This is a genomic window from Paraliobacillus quinghaiensis, assembly GCF_003426025.1.
GTDB lineage: Bacteria > Bacillota > Bacilli > Bacillales > Amphibacillaceae > Paraliobacillus_A > Paraliobacillus_A quinghaiensis.
Window position 1 is genome coordinate 48333 of sequence record NZ_QJSH01000014.1, and the last position, 21025, is coordinate 69357.

Consider the following 21025-nt stretch of genomic DNA (forward strand, 5'->3'; position numbering starts at 1 on the left):
AAAAACTTAAAAATTCTCTTTAATTTGTTGTGCTTGTTGAACAGTTTCTTTCATTGTTTCTGCAAGTTGTTTGTTACTGTCTGTTAAATCAGTAACAGTGGCGCTCATTTCTTGTAAGCTTGCTGATGCTTGTTCAATAATAGCGGCAAGATCGTTTGTTGAGCCTTCAACTTCATTTGATTGGCCTTGAACTTTTTCGGCAAGTGACGCAAAGCTCTTTAATTCGTTATGAAGTTTGTCCATAGTTGCTTTAATTTGTTCAAAGTAGCTTGTTACTTCTTTTGTTGATGTAACGCCAAATGCGATTTTCTCTTGTGTTACCTGCATTTGATCGATTGCTTCTTGATTACTTGTGTTAAGTTCAGATAGATTTTCTGAGATCTTTACTGTAGTTTGTTGTGTATTATCTGCTAGTTTGCGAATTTCTTCTGCAACTACTGCAAAGCCTTTCCCAGCATCCCCAGCACGAGCCGCTTCGATTGATGCGTTTAATGCTAGTAGATTCGTTTGTTCGGTAATTTCTTGAATCGTTCCAGCAAAGCCGTTTGTTTCGGCAATTTTTGCTGTTAATACAGCAAAAGTATCGTTTAATTGATTGATTACTTCTTCAATTGCTTGATTGTTATTATTTAGGTCGTTTATTTTAACCGTACCATTTTCAGTTAGCTCACTTGCTTCTACAGACTCATCATATAGTAAACGTGATGTTTGTTTAATCTGATCTACGTTTTGTTTCGTCTGTAACGTATTGTGAGAAATAGATGAAATTTGTTCTGACTGTGTTTGACTACCAGCTGAAATTTCATTAATTGCAACTGTCATTTCATTTTGGGCAGCAAGATTTGTTTGTAACTGCTCATTAACTGTTGAAATTTTCGCAACAATAGTAGTAACGCCCTGCTCAATAACTTTTCGTTGTCTTTCTTTTTCCGATCCATCTTCCTCTGACCTAAGGAGCATTTCACTTAGTTGCTTGTTTTGTTGTGAAAATAAGTGGATCATCACAAAGAAAATCAAGGCAAGTAATGAGTATATTAAGACCGTATAGTTAAGTAATTCTAGAACAGTTCCATCCGTAGCTGAATATGTATTACCAACAATAATCCCAATTCCAAGTACAAAGGAATATAAGAATAAAATACGATTCATTTGTATTGTTGAAAAGACGGTAATTAAGAATAAGATTAAAACAATTTCTGCACTACCACCATTCGTAAATATGAATAAATACGTTGATCCATAAAATGTTGTAACAAATAGATAAGGTATATATTCAGGCTTTTTCCAAACTTTTTGCAATAAAGTATATATTAAAACGACTAATATTAATTCTGTACCATAAAAAGTCATTGCAGTCGTATCACTTGTTAGCATTGACTGGATAGCTCCTCCTGCCAAAATAATAGCCATCACAACAAACATTAACGTATTCTTTTTCATGAGCTCTTGTAACTTCATTTTGTCAATTGCATTCATTTCTAAACCCCTTTTCTATATATTGTTCAATTTTAATTTCATACATCCCCACTAGTATATATCGGTTAAAATATTTAAATATGTAATAAGTTTTTTGATACAATAATTACCACAATTGTCACTTGTATTCTGTTTTTTAAAAGAAAATTTAAAACTTTCTAACCTACATATATTTGTTAACAATGTCATATAGTTAATTTACAGCTAGTCTCTTAGTCATAAAAACGCTATAACAAATTATTTTTAATTTCGACAAAAAATTTATTTGTTTATGCAGGAATAAGACAGGGTATTATAGAAATATAGATATAGAAAGGGAGTGACACTTTTATGAAATATAACATTCGTGGAGAAAACGTTGAGGTTACAGGGGCAATAAAGAGTTACATCGAGAAGAAAGTCGGTAAGTTGGAGCGTTATTTTGATACACCCCCAACATCAGATGTAAATGTGAATTTAAGTGTCTACAATGAAGAACAGCAAATTGAGGTAACGATTCCAATGACGAATTTATTACTTCGTGCAGAGGAACAACATACCGATTTGTATGCTGCGATTGACCTAGTAGTAGATAAGTTAGAGAGACAAATACGTAAATATAAAACAAAAGTAAACCGTAAAGCGCGTCAACAAGGCGCACCAAAACATATCTTTGCGGAAATGGAAAAAGAATTAGAAGAAGAACCTGTAACAGAAGAAGATGGGTTAGAGGTTGTTCGTACAAAACGATTTGATCTAAAACCAATGGATTCTGAAGAAGCAATTCTACAAATGGATATGTTAGGACACACATTCTACGTATTCACCGATTCAGAATCAGGAGATACAAACGTTGTTTATAAACGTCGAGATGGAAAATATGGCTTAATTGAAACAAATTAATTTTAAAAATAAGAAGAGGGTTTCGCTCATGCGAGACCCTCTTTTAGGTGGATATTATCTATCAGTTTATCCACCTTGCATTAAGGAATGGTCACTAAATTTAGAATTAAGGTAATTTTAACTTTGTATTAATTAGATTAACCAAAGTAGTGACTTCTATTTCAGCATATGTCGCTATTTTTTCATACAAGGTTGCTCGTTTTTTCAGTTCTTGTCTTTACCAAATGCTAGTGTTATTATTAAGATTAGACTAACAAAGATTGTTCATAAGGATCATGTTATAATAATACATAAAAAAGATTTTAATGAATAGAGGAGCGTATGACATGCGTGGATTACTAAAAAGAGTGTTTGATGGTAACCAGCGACAACTGAATCAACTACAAAAAACAGTTGATGAAATAGAAGCATTGGAACCTACATTTGAAAAGCTATCCGATGATGAACTAAGCAAGAAGACGGGTGAATTTCAAAAACGTTATCAAGATGGGGAAAGTTTAGATGATTTATTAGTAGAAGCTTATGCCACTGTACGTGAAGCAGCAAAACGTGTCCTCAAGATGCGTCCATTTCCAGTACAGTTATTAGGTGCATTAGCACTACATCAAGGTGATATTGCGGAGATGAAGACAGGGGAAGGTAAAACACTTGCTTCAACAATGCCAGCATATCTAAATGCTTTAACAGGAAAAGGCGTGCATATCATTACAGTCAATGAGTACTTGGCTGAACGGGATGCGCGTGAAATGGGCGAGCTTTTTCAATTTCTAGGTCTAACTGTTGGACTAAATGTAAATAGTTTGACTAAAGAAGAAAAAAGAGCAGCTTATTTAGCAGACATTACTTATGGTACTAATAATGAATTTGGTTTTGACTATTTACGTGATAATATGGTGCTTTATAAAGAACAAATGGTTCAAAGGCCATTACACTTTGCAATTATTGATGAGGTCGATTCCATTTTAATTGATGAAGCACGTACACCATTAATTATCTCTGGTTCTGCACGTAAATCAGCTAGTTTATATAATCAAGCAAATTCATTTGTGCGCACATTACAAAATGAATCTGATTACACATATGATGAAAAAACTAAAGGTGTCCAATTAACAGAAGAAGGTATAAATAAAGCAGAACGTTTCTTTGGTATAGAGAATTTGTTTGATTTAAACAATGTAACTTTAACACATCATATTAATCAAGCATTAAAAGCGAATGTCGCGATGCATCGTGATATGGATTATGTGGTAGAAGAAGATCAAGTTGTCATTGTTGACCAATTTACTGGTCGTTTGATGAAAGGACGTCGTTATAGTGACGGCTTGCATCAAGCAATTGAAGCAAAAGAAGGCTTGCAAATTCAAAATGAAAGCATGACGCTTGCATCGATTACGTTCCAAAACTTTTTCCGTATGTATGATAAGTTAGCAGGTATGACAGGTACTGCAAAAACGGAAGAAGAAGAGTTTAGAAACATATACAATATGTTTGTTATTGCGATACCAACCAACCGTGAGATTATCCGTGATGATAAACCGGACTTAATTTTCAAATCAATTAATGGTAAGTTCCAAGCTGTAGTGGACGACATTAAGAAGCGCCATGAAGCTGGGCAACCAGTATTAGTAGGTACAGTAGCAGTAGAAACTTCAGAGTTAATTTCAACTTTACTTAAAAAAGCTGGTGTAAGGCATAATGTACTAAATGCGAAAAACCACTATCGTGAAGCAGAGATCATTGAAAATGCGGGTCAAGCTGGAGCAGTTACAATTGCTACCAACATGGCTGGTCGTGGTACGGATATTAAACTAGGTGATGGAGTTATTGATCTAGGCGGGTTGGCGGTTATTGGTACAGAGCGTCATGAATCACGTCGTATTGATAATCAGTTGCGAGGTCGTTCTGGTCGTCAAGGAGATCCTGGTGTAACGCAGTTCTATTTATCAATGGAAGATGAACTGATGCGCCGATTTGGTTCTGACAACATGCGCGCCATGATGGACCGATTTGGTATGGATGATTCACAGCCGATTGAAAGTAAAGTTGTTTCTCGTGCAGTAGAAGCAGCACAAAAACGTGTGGAAGGTAATAACTTTGATGCACGTAAAACAGTACTATCTTATGATGATGTTTTACGTGAACAACGTGAGATCATTTACAAACAACGTTTTGATGTAATTGATTCAGATAATTTACGCGATATCGTTGAAGAAATGATCAAGACTGTAGTTGAACAAACGGTCCACACACACACACATGATGATGAACCTGAAAAATGGAATACGCAAGCGCTTATTGAATACGTCCATGCTAATTTATTAGAAGACAATTATATAGTAGAGTCTGACTTAAAAGGAAAAGAACCTGACGAGATGATCGATCTCATTATGGAAAAAATCCTTAAAAAGTATGACAAAAAAGAAGAAGAACTAACGCCAGATCAAATGCGTGAATTTGAAAAAGTTATTTTATTACGTACTGTTGATACAAAATGGATGGACCATATCGATCAGATGGATCAATTACGTCAAGGAATTCATTTACGAGCATATGGTCAAAACGATCCATTGCGCGAATATCAAATGGAAGGTTTCGCAATGTTTGAGCAAATGATTGAATCAATTAATGAGGAAGTTGCTCGTTATGTGATGAAAGCTCAAGTACGTGAAAACTTACAGCGTCAAGAAGTAGCAAAGGATGCAACAGCAGTTTCCGGTGACCAAGGTAAAAAAGAGAAGAAGAAACAACCGTTTGTTAAATCAGACAATATTGGCCGGAATGATCCATGTCCATGTGGTAGTGGTAAAAAGTACAAAAATTGCCACGGGAGATAAGTTGGAAAAAAGAAAGGCACTTCCTTAATGGGAGTGTCTTGTCTTTGTAAAAGATGTTTATAAAAGAATTTTTTGATGAGGTGAAGAAAATGGAATTAGCAGATATAAAGCACAAACTGAATGACATTAGTAAGCAATTAACGGACTTTAGGGGGTCTCTTTGACTTAGAAGAGAAGCGTACGCGCATTGCTGAATTAGAGAATCAAATGACTGAACCTGACTTTTGGGATGATCAACAAACAGCACAAAAAATTATCAATGAAGTTAATGGACTAAAAGATTTGGTTCACACGTTTGAAAAGCATGAGGAAAGTCTGGATAATCTGGAAGTTTCTTATGAATTAGTCAAAGAAGAAAATGATGCAGAATTACGTGCTGAGTTAGAATCAGAAGTACAGGAATTAAGAGAAGCATTGGATCGCTTTGAACTATTTATGTTGTTAAGTGAACCATATGATAAAAACAATGCTATTTTAGAATTACACCCAGGTGCTGGAGGTACAGAATCACAGGATTGGGCAAGTATGTTACTTCGTATGTACACGCGTTGGGCTGAATCAAAAGGTTTTAAGGTTGAAACATTAGATTATTTACCAGGTGATGAAGCCGGTGTGAAAAGTGTTACATTATTAATAAAAGGTCACAATGCATACGGTTATTTAAAAGCAGAAAAAGGTGTCCATCGTTTAGTTCGTATTTCGCCATTTGATTCATCAGGTAGACGCCATACTTCATTTGTATCCTGTGATGTAATGCCTGAATTTGATGACGATATCGAAATTGATATTAATACAGAAGACTTAAAAATTGATACGTATCGCTCAAGTGGTGCAGGTGGACAGCACGTAAATACAACAGATTCTGCAGTCCGTATTACACACTTACCAACTAATTCTGTTGTTACGTGTCAATCTGAACGTTCACAAATTAAAAACAGAGAACAAGCGATGAAAATGTTAAAAGCAAAATTATATCAACTAGAAATTGAAAAACAACAATCAGAATTAGATGAAATTAGAGGAGAACAAAAAGAAATTGGTTGGGGCAGCCAAATTCGTTCTTATGTTTTCCATCCATATGCAATGGTAAAAGATCATCGAACCAATATGGAAGTCGGGAATACCCAAGGCGTTATGGATGGCGACATTAATCCATTCATCGATGCCTACTTACGCTCACAAATGGATAGATAAGAGAGTGAAAGATGCTTTAGCTGTAAGTTAGCTGAAGTATCTTTTTTTGTGTAAAGTTTTGATTTTCTATCATGCTCTATCACTATACTGTACTAAACACAGTTGTCGTCACATCGAAAACAATGATATACTCCATAAGGTTGAGAATAATGGAAAAGTATGTAGAAAGTTAGAGGTGTTTGTCAATGATCGCAAAATATCGTCGTCAACCAATGCCGATGCTACTCGTTCATATCATTGAATATAGTTTAGTAATCATCGGTTCATTCTTGGTTGCAATTGCATTTAATTTATTCCTTCTACCTAATGAGGTAGCTTCTGGAGGAGTAGCTGGTATTAGTACAATTACCAAAGCTGTGTTTGGCTGGGAACCTTCACTTGTGCAGTGGGGACTAAATATTCCGCTATTTATTGTTGGAGTAATCATATTAGGAAAAAAATTCGGATTAAAAACTTTGATAGGAACAATTGTATTACCGTTCTTTGTATTTCTAACAGCCGAGTGGCCAGCCGCAACACCTGATCCATTATTAGGATCTATTTTCGGTGGAATGAGTGCTGGGCTGGGGATTGGTATAGTATTTAGAGGAAAAGCTTCTACGGGTGGAATTGACTTAGCTGCTCAAATTTTGCATAAATTCTTTCCATTACCTTTAGGTATCTGTGTGGCACTTTTTGACGGATTGATTGTAATAACAGCAACATTTGTCTTCTCAGTGGAACAGGGATTGTACGCGTTAATCGGTTTATTTGTTACAAGTCGTACAATTGACTTTGTTCAGATTGGATTTAATACATCCAAGAATGTCATGGTTATAACAGATCATGTAGAAGAAGTTCGACAGGTTTTATTACAAGATATTGACCGTGGTGTAACCGTTTGGAATGCAGAAGGTGGCTATACCAATGCAGACCGTAAAATGATTATGTGTGTTGTAGCGCAAAATGAATTTAGTAAAGTCACACAAATTGTAAAAAGAATTGATCCAAGCGCATTTGTAGTAGCAATGAATGCGAGCGAGGTGCTGGGAGAAGGCTTTAAGAATTCCTAATTTGTGCTGATAAAAGCGGTTTAAGCGCCGATAAAAGTGTGAAAACTGCCGATAAACAGAACTCACGCTGATAAAAGTAGTAGGACCGCTGATAAAAGTAGTTAGATCGGCGATAAAAGCAGTCCAAGCGCCGATAATATCTAACTCGCGCCGATTAAACCCGCGAAACCGCTGATATCAGCAATAATTCTAATAAAATTCAATTAACTATACAAATTAATGAACCAAATTCACGTTTATCTCCAAAGAAATTTCATGTATAAAGAGTATTCTATATACTATTATTCGATTTTCAGAGTCTATTCGCTGCTAACAAAAATAGATATACTGTTGATACTTAATGAAATTGGAAGGATGGTAAACGTGATTTTTTTACCCTTAGAAAAAACGCCTGAACACAAACAATTGGAAGTTCTTGTACCACGGTTAAGTCCACACGATCCCAATTATCAAATACTTGAAGAAAAGCATGGCCGCTTGTCTGCTGGATACTACGGAGAAAGTTCACTCAAATATTTCCTAGATCTACTTGATTTATCAGAGGCATGCGTTTTGCATGGACTTAGGTTATCTGAATCCAAAGGAACTTATTTTCAAATAGATGTCTTGATTTTAACACAGCAATTCTTCTTAATTATAGAAGTGAAACATTTAAAAGGCACAATTAGATTTAATCCATCAGGGCAAATGATTCGCACCCTGTCTGATGGAAAAAATGAGTCTTTCCCTCATCCATTAGTTCAAGCTACAGTTCAGAAAAATTATCTTCATCAGTTTATGTTAGAACATGGTTTTCCTTTGATCCCAACCTTCTCAATTGCTGCTTTTTCCCATCCGAAAGTAATCCTTGATATTGAAAAAAATGAAAATATTGTTGATAATCAACAGTTACCTGAACGAATAACTGCGATGTTGAATACTAACAGAAAATGCTATTACGAGCAAAACAAGTTAATAGATTTTGCAAACTTCCTGTGCAAGTCACACTGTCCAAGAAATGATAACATTATTAAATTATATCAAATTCCTGAAGCTAACATTAAGAATGGTGTATGGTGTTCAACCTGTAAGGATGCCATGATGTACCACGAACGTGGAGATTGGAAATGCAGTGTGTGCGAGAAGAAAGATGGTGCTGCTCATTTGGAAACATTAAAAGAATACGGTCTAATCTACAAAACTTGGATAAAAAATAGTGAAGCAAGAAAATTTCTAGGTATTAAATCTCTTGACATCATGAAAAGGTTACTACACCACAAAGAAATCACTCAGTCTGGAAAAAATAAAACTACCACCTATCAATTAGATCTTCTACTAGATTAGTGAATATCAAATTCGCTAATAAGTGAGTAATAAATACCATTTCATCTAATATATACCCCTGTTAAAATAATTATGTTCCATAAAATTACGAAATCCTCATTATAATTCCATAAAACTTTAATAATTGCAAAAAATTACAGGGTTTGAAATGAAAATGTAATAAAAAAATGTCTAAAAAAAGTGAAGAATGATGTTATAATAAACGAGACTTATTTTTTGATGAACTGTAAAGATGTTTTGATCACAGTTTCTTACAACTAGAAACGAAACTGACTAAAAAAGGTGATGAAACTATGATAGAAATGCAAAATGTATATAAAACATATAAAAATGGTGTAACAGCACTTAATGGCATAGATATGGCAATAGATGCAGGAGAATTTGTTTATGTTGTTGGCCCGAGTGGCGCCGGCAAATCAACATTTATAAAAATGATTTTTCGTGAAGTACAAGCATCGAAAGGCACAATAAAAGTTAATAATAAAGACCTCACAAAAATGAAGTGGAAAGAAGTTCCTTATTTACGAAGAGATATCGGCGTAGTCTATCAAGATTTTAAACTACTACCCAAATTAACAGTTTATGAGAATGTTGCTTTCGCTTTAGAAGTATTAGAAGAAACACCACGAAACATTCGGAAACGCGTTATGGACGTCCTCGATTTGGTTGGATTAAAAAATAAAGCACGCTTTATTCCAGATGAACTATCTGGTGGCGAACAACAAAGGGTATCAATAGCACGTGCAATTGCAAACCATCCTAAATTATTAATCGCAGATGAACCTACTGGAAACTTAGATCCTGAGACATCATGGGAAATTATGAAAATATTAGAAGAAATTAATGCAACAGGTACAACAATAATTATGGCTACACACAGTAAAGAAATTGTCAACACGATTAAAAAGCGCGTAATTGCTATTGAAGATGGACTAGTTGTGCGTGATGAACACCGAGGTGAATATGGCTATGAAATTTAGAACGTTTAAGCGACACTTTCGAGAAGGTGCAAAAAATATATGGCGTAATAGTTGGATGACAGTTGCTTCAGTTGGTGCAGTAACCACTACTTTAATTTTAGTTGGTGCATTTTTAGCGCTAATGCTTAACTTAAATCATGTTGCTGATAATCTAGAAAAAGATGTTCAAATCAAGGCTTTTGTTGATTTAACTGCTGATGAATCAGAAACAGAAAAGATTAGCGAAGAAATAGAAGAAATTCCAGAAGTTTCGAGTATTGACTTTGCTACAAAGGAAGAAGAGTTAGAGAGTTTAATGGAAAGTATGGGCGACGATGCGTGGGGCTTATATGATCAAGATAACCCTTTGAATAATGCTTATATTATTAAGACAACCGACCCACAAGATGCAATAAGAGTTGCTGGGGAAATTGAAGAAATCGATAATATTGAGAGCGTATCATATGGGGAAGATGTTGTTCAAAATTTGTTTCAATTTAATGAGTATGCACGAAATGTTGGACTTGTCCTCATTTTAGCACTTGTGTTCACAGCGATATTTTTAATCTCTAACACAATAAAAATTACTATTATGGCTCGTAGTAAAGAAATTGGCGTAATGAAACTTGTTGGTGCTACGAATTGGTTTATTCGTTGGCCGTTCTTTGTCGAGGGTCTGTTACTAGGTGTGCTAGGCAGTATCATTCCGATCATTATATTATTGACAGGCTACTATTACTTGGACAATAACATGGCAGAAATGAGTCAATTTAGCTTTATTGAATTATTACCATTTTCACCTTTCGCATGGCAGTTGGCGTTATTAGTATTAGTAATTGGTGCAACAATTGGCGTTTGGGGTAGTGTTATGAGCGTAAGGAAATTCTTAAAAGTATAAGTCTCGAAAACTTCGAGACTTATACATACATATTAAACGAAAAAAATAATAGTTTATTAGACGGGGAGGATTTTTTAAATGAAAAAAGGACTAGCTTATATAGCAATCTTAGCAATCGTATTCAGTTTCAGCTTACCGTCAACCGGTATAGTGTCTGCCGAGAGTATTTCTGACATGAAAAAAGATTTAAATGAACTGGAAGATAACGAAAAAAGCCTGAAAAGTGACTCTCAATCTACTGAACAGAAAATAAAAGAAAATGAAGAAAAACAAGATCAAGTTACAAGTGAGATTAATATAATAAATGGTAATTTGGAAGAAACACAAGCAAAATTAACTAAAAAAGAGAACGAAATAAATACTACCAATCAAGAAATTAACAAAACTGAAACTGAAATTAAACAAACAGAAGAAGAAATTGAGCAGCTAAAAGTTGAGATAGAAGATCTGTTAGAAAGAATAGAAAAAAGAGAAGAGTTATTGAAAAATCGTTTGCGTTCCATGCAACAAAATGGTGGCGATATTTCTTATTTACAAGTGCTAATGGGTGCACAGAACTTCGGTGATTTAATCAATCGCATTACTGCTGTCACCAAAATAATGGATCAGGATAAAAGTATTATGGAATCACATAAAGCAGATAAAGTGGATTTGGAAACAAAAAAAGTTGCGGTAGAGGATAAGAAAACACAACTAGAAAACGATAAAGCTAACTTAGAAGATAAAAAAGCGACACTTGTGGTTCAACAAGAAGAACTTAATTCTATTAAAGCAACGCTAGATGCTCAAATGGTGCAAAAAGAGAGCTTATTAGCACAACTAGAAGAAGAACATGCTGATTTAGAAGAATATAAAGTGACGTTAGCAGATGAACAAGAGATTCTTCGAAAAGAGCAAGCCTCTTTAGAAAAAGCAATTGCAGCGGCTAGAGAAAAACAAAGATTAGAACAATTGGCGAATGAAAAAAATAATTCAAATTCAAATTCAAATAGTGGAACTTCGACCCCACCAGTCTCAACAAGTGGTTCTTTTGGGTGGCCAGCAGATGCGACCTATGTAAGCTCTGAGTTTAATCCTTATCGAAGACACCCTGTATATGGGTATGTAAGACCGCATAGAGGTATGGACATAGCAAGACGTGGAAATGTTGATATATATGCTTCTGCTGATGGTGTAGTATCAATGGTTAATTCAGAAAGAGAGCCAGGCATGAGTGGTTATGGAGACATGATCTTGATTACACACTATATTGATGGCAAGCAATATACTACCTTGTATGCGCATTTGCGAAGTGGCACAACAATAGTTAGTGAAGGACAAACAGTAAGTAGAGGCCAAAAAATTGCTTTAATGGGGAATACTGGTGTTGGAACAGGACAGCATCTACATTTTGAAATCCATGAAGGCGGTTGGGCTCATAGTAATGCTCGAAATCCAAGAAACTATTTAAAATAAACTATTAGCATTTTTTTAATAAAAAAGCATAATCTAATATATACAAAGGCATCGCACGATATGTTGTGGTGCCTTTTTGTGGCATACATATGATACAATATTAAATAACAGAAAATGAACAAGTTGGGGTGAAAAAAGTGCAAATTAAGAAAAGTTATCTCGTTCTAATAGTTATGGTAGCAGTACTAATCGGTGGCGTTGGTACATATTTTACAATGCAATTAAATCAAATAACGTTAACAGAAGAAGAGTCTGTGAATAATACAAATGATCGCCAGGACACAACAGAGGAACAAGAAGAAACTTCTGATAACATAAATCAACCTGACGTATTGTCAAAAGTAATGCAGGCATACACTGTAATACAAGATAACTATTTAGAAGGTGCCGAACAACAACAGTTGGTCGAGGGCGCGATTCAAGGGATGTTAAAAACATTGGACGATCCATATAGCGTGTATATGGATCGAGAAACAATGGAGCAGTTTAATGAACAAATAGAATCATCTTTTGAAGGTATAGGTGCAGAGGTTAGTATGGCTGATGGCAGAGTCACAATTGTTGCACCAATAAAGGATTCTCCAGCTGAAAAAGCTGGCTTAAAACCTAATGATCAAATATTAAAAGTTAATGAGGAAAGTATTGAAGGCCTTGACTTGTATGATGCAGTATCAAAAATCCGCGGTGAAAAAGGGTCAGAGGTTACCTTAGAAATTTTGCGTCCAGGAGCTTCAAGTACAATCACAGTTGAGCTGATAAGAGATGAAATTCCACTCGAAACAGTTTATACGGAAACTAAAGATGTAGAAGGGAAAAAAGCAGGAATTATTGAAATCACTTCTTTTTCTGAGAAAACTGCAGCTCGTTTTAAAGAGGAATTGAATAAATTAGAAGAAGAAGGTATAGAAGGTTTAGTCATTGATGTAAGGGGCAATCCTGGTGGGTTATTACCATCGATTCAAACCATATTAAAAAATTTCATCACTGAAGATACGCCATACATGCAGATTGAAGATGGCAACGGAAATAGGGAACGTTATTTTTCGAAATTAGAAAATAGTAAAGACTACCCTATCAGTATACTAATTGATGAAGGAAGTGCCTCTGCTTCTGAAATATTAGCTGTGTCAATGAAAGAGGCTGGTAACGCAGAAGTCGTTGGTATGAAAAGCTATGGAAAAGGAACGGTACAACAAACTGTATCAATGGGAGATGGCAGTACGATTAAATTAACATTGTATAAATGGTTATCACCAGAAGGAAAATCGATTCATGAGACAGGTGTGGAACCGACAATCGAGGTGAAGCAGCCTGCATATTTCTACGCAAATCCAATTCAGACTGAAGAAACTTATAGTTATAATGATAGCGATGATAATATTGCAAGTGCGCAAGTTATGTTAGCAGGACTTGGATACAACCCAAACCGAGAAGATGGATATTTTAATCGTGACACCCAAACTGCACTTGAACAATATCAAGCTGATAATGGGCTAGAGGTTACTGGGAAGCTTACAGAGGAAACAGCTCAGAAACTGCAAACAAGTGTCATTGAAAGAATCAGAAGTGGTAAAGATGACAGACAAAAAGAGAAAGCTCTGGAAGTGTTATTTAACTAAAAGAGATCTATACACTATGTAACTTATCTAACGTTCCATGCTTTTAGCGTGGAGCGTTTCTTAATTATCTGGAAAATGATAATATTATTAATATGATGAAAAAAGCAGGATAAAAGTAGGATTGCGCGAATTATAATACAAAGAAGGATTTTTATCCCGGTGTAATCGTCTGTAAAACTCCCACTTCAAAACACCGAGAAAAATCAAAGTTGTTTAAGTGGGAATAAACGGATGATAACACCCCGAATGGTTCAACTAACAATCAGTGTGGGAAAGGCAAAAATCCCCACTGATTGAAGGTTCACTTTATGATGAAAGGAGTGTATATATGGAGGCATGGTTAATAGAGTTGGCAAAAGGAGTAGGAAAATTTTTCTTGAATCCATTAGTATATTGGTTTTTTATCATTACACTTTTAGCATCTATCTCACGGATTAAAAAAGAAAGAAAGAATTTCGGAACTAAAATATTTGATGCATTTGAAGAAATGCGTCATACATGGAAATTGTCACTTCCATTTGGTTTTATTTTGTCGATTATAGTCATTGGACTTGGCATTACATTTGATATACGCATGATAGCTGGTATTGCACTATTTTCTATTCTGTTTTCTATTAGTAAGAAATTCTCATGGTTATCAGTTGCTTATACATTTGGGTTTACTTACATAGCATTACTTTTCTCAACCGAACTTAATCCTTATTTACCAAGCTCATGGACTGGTGAGATTGAAAGGTATCAATGGGTTTTATTTACAACACTTATGGGCGTATTTATTATTTTTGAAGCAATCATGATGTTACGAGTACAGCAGGATGAGACGTTTCCAGAGTTAAAGAAAGGAACACGAGGGAAGTGGATTGGTCAGCACCGAATGAAGAAGATCACGTTGGTTCCATTTGTTGGTTTATTACCAGCTGGTTTAATTACACCGTTTGCTGATTGGTGGCCACTGATATCGATTGGTGATGCTCAATTTGGATTAATCATCGTGCCAATTATTGTTGGTTTCGAGCATGTTGTAAGAGGGTCACTTGCAACCAAGGCAACTCACGGATTAGGGCAATCTTTATTAATACTTGGTTTTCTTGTGATTGGCTTCTCTATTGCTGGCTATTATATTACAATTTTTACTTTAGTAAGTGTTATTATAGCTATTATTGGCAGAGAATTGCTTGCATTACGATTTCGCTTACGTGATCAAAACAAACAGGCATTTTTTACTCCTATAGCAAACGGATTAAGTGTCTTGGGTGTTATTCCAGGTACACCTGCAGAAAATATTGGATTAGTAATTGGTGAAAAAATTATTAAGGTCAATGGACAAACAGTTACTTCTGAACAAGAGTTTTATGAAGCCCTTCAACTTAACAGTGCATATTGTAAACTGGATATTCGTGATATCCGAGGGGAAATTAGGTTTGCACAACGTGCGCTTTATCAGGGAGAGCATCATGAATTAGGGGTTATTTTCCCACGAGAAACTACTTGGAGATTAGATGAAGCGAAATAGATTATGAAATCCTAAGGCAAGTATACAATTCTGTATGCTTGTCTTTGATATTTCCGAGGAAATATACTAGCGTTTGTATTGATTCTCATCGGGTATAACTACATTAACAGTTTAACGGGGAGTGTTATCCATAATGAATAAGGTAGCGGTTATACTTAATCCTGTTTCAGGTAATGGGAAAGTTCAACGGTTCAAGGATCAAATAGTAGTTACATTGAGAGATAGTTTTCAATCTGTAACAATATATGAAACACAACAATCTGGAGATGGAACTAGCATTGTAGAGAGAGTTGCTTCCTCAGTAGATTTAATTGTTGTTGCTGGTGGGGATGGTACTGTTAATGAAGTGGTTAATGCGATTGCTCCATTAGAAGAACGTCCTGCTTTTGCGATCATCCCTGGTGGAACAAGTAATGATTTTTCACGAGAAATTGGCATGCTGCAGCACCCCTTAAAAGCAGCGGAACAAATAGCTCATAAGAATAGTATGTGGGTAGATGTAGGTAAAAGTGATCATTATTACTTCTTAAATTTTTGGGGGATTGGTCTAATCACACAAGTTTCTGAGACTGTTGACATAGGCTCAAAACAAAATATTGGTCGACTAGCTTATTACTTAAGAACGCTGCAAACAATTGGGGGAGAAAATCCTTTCCATTTAAAGGTAGAGACAGATACCGACACATGGGAAGGAGAAGCAGTTATGCTTCTGGTTGGTAATGGCACATACACAGGTGGTATCAGAGCTTTTTTTCCAGAAGGAAGTATTAAAGACGGGTTATTAGATGTCCTGCTAATTAAGGAAACGTCGTTGCAGACTTTTTGGGAAATACTACAATCAAGGGTTAGTAATCAAATTCAAAATAAAGAGGGGATTATTACATTCCAAACCCCGAAGATCACTATTACTGCTGATCCAGAGCAGACGATTGATTGCGATGGAGAGCGACAAAACAAAACACCGTCCACAGTTGGTATATTACCGAAGCATATTAAGATGATAGTAGGAAATGTTTGAGAAGGTTAATTAGAAAAACGTATATAAAAAAGATCACATCAATCTGATGTGACCTTTTCATTAGCTTATTTTACTTTATGAATTAGCCGAGAACACTCGTGACTTCAGTCATGAGATGAATCGGTTTCCGACAAGGGATGGGCATTTGCCATCTTAATTGTCCGACTGTTTAAGTGCTACATGTAAGTAATTCGATACGAGTTTTGGTATAAACCCCCCGTCTTAAAGAAGAGAACAAATGTTTGCGTCAATCTCTTGAAAATGGTATAATTGACCTAATGAGGGGGGTGAAACTATGATTACAAACAAAGCCTATAAATTTCGCATCTATCCCAATAAAAAGCAGACTGAACTTATCAATAAAACGATTGGATGTTCAAGATTCGTTTTTAACTTCTTTTTCGGGAAACAAAAAGAAAAAGATGCTTATTGGTATATTGCGCGAGAAATGGTTCAAAATGGTCACCTACCAGCGAACAACTGGAAAGGGAAGTGTTTAAATAAATACAACACGGTCAAATCTCTCCCCGAATTAAAGAAGCACTATGGATTTCTAAAAGAGGTCGATAGTATTGCCTTGCAAAAATCAGTTGAAAATTTAGCTGATTCCTATCACCGCTACTACAAGAAACAAAATAAGTACCCGCGTTTCAAATCTAAAAAGAATCCTGTTCAGTCTTATACAACAAAACAAACGAACGGAAATATTGCAGTAGTAGATAGGCATATCAAACTCCCAAAACTGGGTTTTGTTCGTTACGCTAAAAGTCGAGAAGTAGAAGGTAGAATTTTGAATGCAACTGTTAGACGAAACCCTTCTGGAAAATACTTTGTCTCTATATCAACTGAAATAGAAGTTAAAGAACTTCCTAAAACAGGCTCAGCTATTGGAATAGATGTAGGCCTAAAAAATGTTGCTACTCTTTCTGATGGGACAATCTATTCTAATCCAAAGTTTTTTCGAAACTTGGAAGAAAAGTTAGCCAAAGCACAGCGGATGATGAGTAGACGTACAACAGGTGGTGCAAATTGGCATAAAGCTAGAATTAAAGTTGCTCGTATCCATGAAAAAATTACTAATGCACGAAAAGATTACTTAGATAAAATCTCCACTGAGATTGTCAAAAACCACGACGTGATCGGAATGGAAGATTTGTCAGTACGTAATATGCTCAAAAATCACAACCTAGCAAAGGCAATTAGTGAAGCATCGTGGTCAGAATTCAAATCAATGCTTACTTACAAAGCCGAATGGTACGACAAACAAGTTGTAACAGTTGCGAAGAATTTCCCGTCCAGTCAGCTTTGCTCCTGTTGTGGCTATCAAAACAAAGACGTTAAAAATCTCGGATTACGTGAATGGGAGTGCACGAAGTGCCATACCCATCTTGACCGCGATATTAACGCAGGAATCAATCTTAAGAATGAAGCCGTAAGACTTCTAACCGCAGGGCCTGCGGGGATCGCCTAATCAATTAGAAACCGATAGGTTTCTGTACTTAGGAATCTCGGTACTTCAGTGCCGATTAGTTCAACGTTCCATGGTTAATAATTCACGTAATTCTGTCTCAGAAAGCTTGGAAAGCATTGTTTCTCCTGGCTTAATAATTTGGTCAACAAGTTCACGTTTTTCTTGTTGTAATTGATAAATTTTTTCTTCAATTGTTCCCTCAGTTATTAACCGAATGACTTGAACGACCTTCTTTTGGCCAATTCTGTGTGCTCGTCCAGCTGCTTGTTCTTCTACAGCAGGGTTCCACCACAAGTCGAAAAGGACAACAGTATCAGCACCAGTTAAATTAAGGCCAGTACCACCAGCTTTTAATGAGATGAGAAATATAGATTTGTTCCCCTCATTAAATGCATCTGCCATTTCTAAGCGTTGTTCAGAAGGTGTTGATCCGTCTAAATAAAAGACTTCATGTCCGTCAGTTTGCAGTGTTTTATTAATTATTTTTAACATACTAGAAAACTGTGAAAAGATTAATAGACGTTTTCCACTCTCACGTAATTCAGCAACTAATTCTTTTAAATGTTCTAGTTTTCCTGACTTACCGGTATAGTTCTCTAAAAATAATGAAGGGTGGCAACATATTTGGCGAAGACGTGTAATGCCAGCCAGTATTTCTAATTTACCTTTCTCAAACCCTTTTTCTTCAATTGTTTCTGTGATTTTATCTTGCATTTTTTCTACATAAGCGAGATACACCTGTTTCTGGTTCTTAGTTAACTCTGAATATTGTTCTGTCTCAATTTTATCTGGTAGTTCTTCCAATACTTCACGCTTTAATCGGCGTAAGATGAAAGGGCGGGTGATTGTCGAGATATAACTAGGATCTAATTGTGAAAAATGTTTTTTTGTACCGAAAAATCCAGGTGATATAGTATGGAAGATCGACCATAATTCATCTAAAGCATTTTCAATTGGTGTACCACTTAGTGCAAAGCGATGTTTCGCTGTAAGTGATCGTACTGCTTTTGCAGTTAAAGTTAAATGATTTTTAATTGCTTGTGCTTCATCTAGAATTAAGGCATCAAAAGAAAAAGATGCATACAAATCCTTATCCTTTCGAATTAATGGATAAGAGGTAATAAAAACATCTACATCAATAGCCTGTTCCACTAATTTATTCCGTTGTCCTTTCGCACCAACAATTACTTGTGTACGTAAAGATGGAGCAAATTTACCAAATTCTTTTTTCCAATTATAAACAAGTGATGCCGGTGCAATAACTAAAGCCTTGTAACTTCCATCTTCTTTCTCAGCTTTTTCACTTAACATGTAACTAATTGTTTGTATTGTTTTTCCTAACCCCATATCATCTGCTAGGATTCCTCCTAATTGATAATAGGAGAGTGTTTTAAACCATTGAAAACCAACGTACTGATAGTCGCGTAAATTAGCCTCAAGTGTATCTGGTAAATCAAACTTTAAATCTTCTGGATGTTTTAAGGCTGTTAGCATATGTTCAAATGTATCTTGATAATGTGCCACTTCGGCCGGAAACGATTCTTCTACTTGTAAACTACGAGCAGCTGAAACGTGTACATGCCCTTCTTGAAGGTCTTGTTTTCCTAAATGAAGCTCTTCAATGAACTGATGAAATGCATCAAATGAATCGTTCTCTAATGCGACCAATGGGCCTTCTGGAATACGATAATACCGCTTTTTTTCTACTAAGGCATGAAGTATGTGTTGTACATCCGTCTCAGAAATTCCGTTAACATCAAAGGAGACATCCAACATTCCACTTGTTTTATTTAGTGAAATTGTAGTGTCTAATGCCATTTCCTGTTCAGACATTAATTTCTTAGCGTTATCCGTTAGATAGACAATAGCATGGTTTTCTAGATAAGCTAATCTTTCATGTAAAAAACGATAAATATTTTCATTATTGAATAATTGAAATTGTCCGTCTATATAATGAAAACCAGCTTGTTCTAATAGTCGAATAATAAACTGCTCGGCTTTCGTATTACGTTTAATCACTAAATTAGAGTTTTCATTTTGTTGGTAGGCTGCTAGCTCATGGTCACCATATTGAAAAATAAGATTAGCTGTAACCGTATTTTGTACCTCATCAAGATAGACCTTAGATGTAAGAGAGGTAATAGTTAACAGCTCGTTTGTTTCTTCGGAATACAATAGATTCCCTATTTTTTCTAACTCGGGAATGACGTTTGAAACAAATGCTTCCATTTTATTATGTGCAATTCGATGCACTTGTTTGGTGCGATATGGCAATAAATTGAATAGTTGTTCAATAATCCTTTGCTCCGTGGTTGTTGTTTGATAGAAAGTATTTTCTTTGAATAAATAGCCATAACCTTCGAAATAGGTAAAACTTAATAACGCTGAAAAGTCGATTAGAAATCGTTCGTTATCTTCCACGTCAATCGGAAAATTTAGATGAGGTAATTTGTCTTCTAAATAAAAATTAGAAACTGTTTTTCCATTTACATCCCTCATAACATGGCTTTGGGTAATGATTGATTCCAATAATTTATCCGCTGAATTTGGAGGGATTCTAATCGCCCTTTTATCGTTTAGACCATACTCATTATCATATAAAATTTCATTTTGATAGGCTTGGATCAGCTGATTAATAATGTGCTGATCTTCTTCAGTGAAAAAATGATCGATCGGGTCATAGGTGAACGTGTTTGTTACAGGATAAGGCTGTTCTTTTTTTATATGTGTTAAAAAAGGGCGAATGTCCTTAATAATATACAATTTATTAATACCGACCCGTAATTCTACCTCTAATAATAACTTGGCATTGTGTGGGTTTTTACGGTGGCTTACTGTATATTCAACTTGTAAAGCTTTTCTTTCTAATTCATGGGATTTACTGGATTGTCCAAACGCCTCTAACATTCTTAGTGTAAAAGGATCACTATTATTTTGTGATGTTTTTGGAGATTCTGGATTTGGTTCAACTAAAAAAGTAGGTTGTTGCTTTTCGCCATTATGACTGATGGCAAGCAAAACAGCTGCAATATGTTTGCAGGTGAAGTGTGTTGCATATGCGGGACAATCACATTTTCCTTCTAATTCATCATCATCAAAAAAGAAGATGCGCACATGGTAGTTACTTGCACCACGCACTTGCGCACTCCATGTATTAATCGTTGGGTTATAACTTAAGCCAATGACGCGCCCCTTTTTGAAATAGTCATAGCCCCTTTTATAAAAACGTTGACCGGTAATTTTAACAATATCTAGTTTTTCTAGAAAAAAAGTACGCATGATGTTTCTCCTTACTTTGTTGTAAATCTTAAAAATATATCTTTTCATTATA

At 35.4% G+C, this 21025-nt stretch carries 14 protein-coding genes; 12 read left to right on the forward strand and 2 right to left on the reverse strand.

The window, feature by feature from the left end; genetic code table 11:
* Positions 1-6 precede the first annotated feature (6 nt).
* Entirely contained in the window at positions 7-1476 is a 1470-nt protein-coding gene (locus tag D2K40_RS10615) for a methyl-accepting chemotaxis protein (protein ID WP_117155744.1), read from the reverse strand.
* 330 nt (positions 1477-1806) lie between these two features.
* Between D2K40_RS10615 and hpf the strand changes: the two genes are divergently transcribed.
* The 12 genes from hpf to tnpB all read left to right on the forward strand — a co-directional run bounded on the left by hpf (position 1807) and on the right by tnpB (position 17694).
* Positions 1807-2358 carry a ribosome hibernation-promoting factor, HPF/YfiA family gene (gene hpf, locus D2K40_RS10620; RefSeq protein WP_117155746.1) on the forward strand — a complete coding sequence of 184 codons (552 nt, stop codon included), beginning with the start codon at positions 1807-1809 and terminating at the stop codon, positions 2356-2358.
* Positions 2359-2684: 326 nt separating this feature from the next.
* On the forward strand, positions 2685-5192 hold the full coding sequence (secA, locus tag D2K40_RS10625; protein ID WP_117155748.1) for a preprotein translocase subunit SecA: 2508 nt from the start codon (positions 2685-2687) through the stop codon (positions 5190-5192).
* A gap of 89 nt (positions 5193-5281) precedes the next feature.
* A protein-coding gene (gene prfB / locus D2K40_RS10630) for a peptide chain release factor 2 (RefSeq protein WP_117155778.1) occupies positions 5282-6386 on the forward strand; the annotation gives its coding sequence in 2 pieces (ribosomal slippage) (positions 5282-5353 and positions 5355-6386; 1104 coding nt in all).
* A gap of 212 nt (positions 6387-6598) precedes the next feature.
* Positions 6599-7438, forward strand: a complete 840-nt coding sequence (locus D2K40_RS10635) for a YitT family protein (protein WP_373285569.1) — start codon at positions 6599-6601, stop codon at positions 7436-7438.
* A gap of 363 nt (positions 7439-7801) precedes the next feature.
* Positions 7802-8761: a nuclease-related domain-containing protein gene (locus D2K40_RS10640; RefSeq protein WP_162879194.1), complete on the forward strand. Its 960-nt coding sequence runs from the start codon at positions 7802-7804 to the stop codon at positions 8759-8761.
* A gap of 293 nt (positions 8762-9054) precedes the next feature.
* Positions 9055-9741 carry a cell division ATP-binding protein FtsE gene (gene ftsE, locus D2K40_RS10645; protein WP_117155754.1) on the forward strand — a complete coding sequence of 229 codons (687 nt, stop codon included), beginning with the start codon at positions 9055-9057 and terminating at the stop codon, positions 9739-9741.
* Positions 9731-10618: a permease-like cell division protein FtsX gene (gene ftsX, locus D2K40_RS10650; protein ID WP_117155756.1), complete on the forward strand. Its 888-nt coding sequence runs from the start codon at positions 9731-9733 to the stop codon at positions 10616-10618. The genes ftsE and ftsX overlap by 11 nt, the downstream gene beginning before the upstream one ends.
* A 78-nt stretch (positions 10619-10696) precedes the next feature.
* Positions 10697-12073, forward strand: a complete 1377-nt coding sequence (locus D2K40_RS10655; RefSeq protein WP_117155758.1) for a murein hydrolase activator EnvC family protein — start codon at positions 10697-10699, stop codon at positions 12071-12073.
* Positions 12074-12210: 137 nt separating this feature from the next.
* Positions 12211-13692, forward strand: a complete 1482-nt coding sequence (locus D2K40_RS10660) for a S41 family peptidase (protein WP_117155760.1) — start codon at positions 12211-12213, stop codon at positions 13690-13692.
* Between the two features lie 328 nt (positions 13693-14020).
* The gene (locus D2K40_RS10665) at positions 14021-15205 is read left to right on the forward strand and encodes a PDZ domain-containing protein (protein ID WP_117155762.1); all 1185 of its coding nucleotides are present in this window, start codon (positions 14021-14023) and stop codon (positions 15203-15205) included.
* A gap of 133 nt (positions 15206-15338) precedes the next feature.
* Positions 15339-16223 (forward strand): diacylglycerol/lipid kinase family protein, encoded by an 885-nt coding sequence (locus D2K40_RS10670; protein WP_117155764.1) that lies wholly within the window; start codon positions 15339-15341, stop codon positions 16221-16223.
* A gap of 295 nt (positions 16224-16518) precedes the next feature.
* Positions 16519-17694 (forward strand): IS200/IS605 family element RNA-guided endonuclease TnpB, encoded by a 1176-nt coding sequence (gene tnpB / locus D2K40_RS10675; RefSeq protein WP_117155766.1) that lies wholly within the window; start codon positions 16519-16521, stop codon positions 17692-17694.
* 60 nt (positions 17695-17754) lie between these two features.
* Here tnpB and D2K40_RS10680 read toward each other — a convergent pair whose 3' ends face one another.
* On the reverse strand, positions 17755-20973 hold the full coding sequence (locus tag D2K40_RS10680) for a DEAD/DEAH box helicase (RefSeq protein ID WP_117155768.1): 3219 nt from the start codon (positions 20971-20973) through the stop codon (positions 17755-17757).
* Positions 20974-21025: the final 52 nt, after the last annotated feature.

Coding starts and splice junctions, on each gene's coding strand:
- D2K40_RS10615 (WP_117155744.1), bottom strand. CDS start 1,476: ATGAATGCAATTGACAAAATGAAGTTACAAGAGCTCATGAAAAAGAAT.
- hpf (WP_117155746.1), top strand. CDS start 1,807: ATGAAATATAACATTCGTGGAGAAAACGTTGAGGTTACAGGGGCAATA.
- secA (WP_117155748.1), top strand. CDS start 2,685: ATGCGTGGATTACTAAAAAGAGTGTTTGATGGTAACCAGCGACAACTG.
- D2K40_RS10635 (WP_373285569.1), top strand. CDS start 6,599: ATGCCGATGCTACTCGTTCATATCATTGAATATAGTTTAGTAATCATC.
- ftsE (WP_117155754.1), top strand. CDS start 9,055: ATGATAGAAATGCAAAATGTATATAAAACATATAAAAATGGTGTAACA.
- ftsX (WP_117155756.1), top strand. CDS start 9,731: ATGAAATTTAGAACGTTTAAGCGACACTTTCGAGAAGGTGCAAAAAAT.
- D2K40_RS10655 (WP_117155758.1), top strand. CDS start 10,697: ATGAAAAAAGGACTAGCTTATATAGCAATCTTAGCAATCGTATTCAGT.
- D2K40_RS10665 (WP_117155762.1), top strand. CDS start 14,021: ATGGAGGCATGGTTAATAGAGTTGGCAAAAGGAGTAGGAAAATTTTTC.
- D2K40_RS10670 (WP_117155764.1), top strand. CDS start 15,339: ATGAATAAGGTAGCGGTTATACTTAATCCTGTTTCAGGTAATGGGAAA.
- tnpB (WP_117155766.1), top strand. CDS start 16,519: ATGATTACAAACAAAGCCTATAAATTTCGCATCTATCCCAATAAAAAG.
- D2K40_RS10680 (WP_117155768.1), bottom strand. CDS start 20,973: ATGCGTACTTTTTTTCTAGAAAAACTAGATATTGTTAAAATTACCGGT.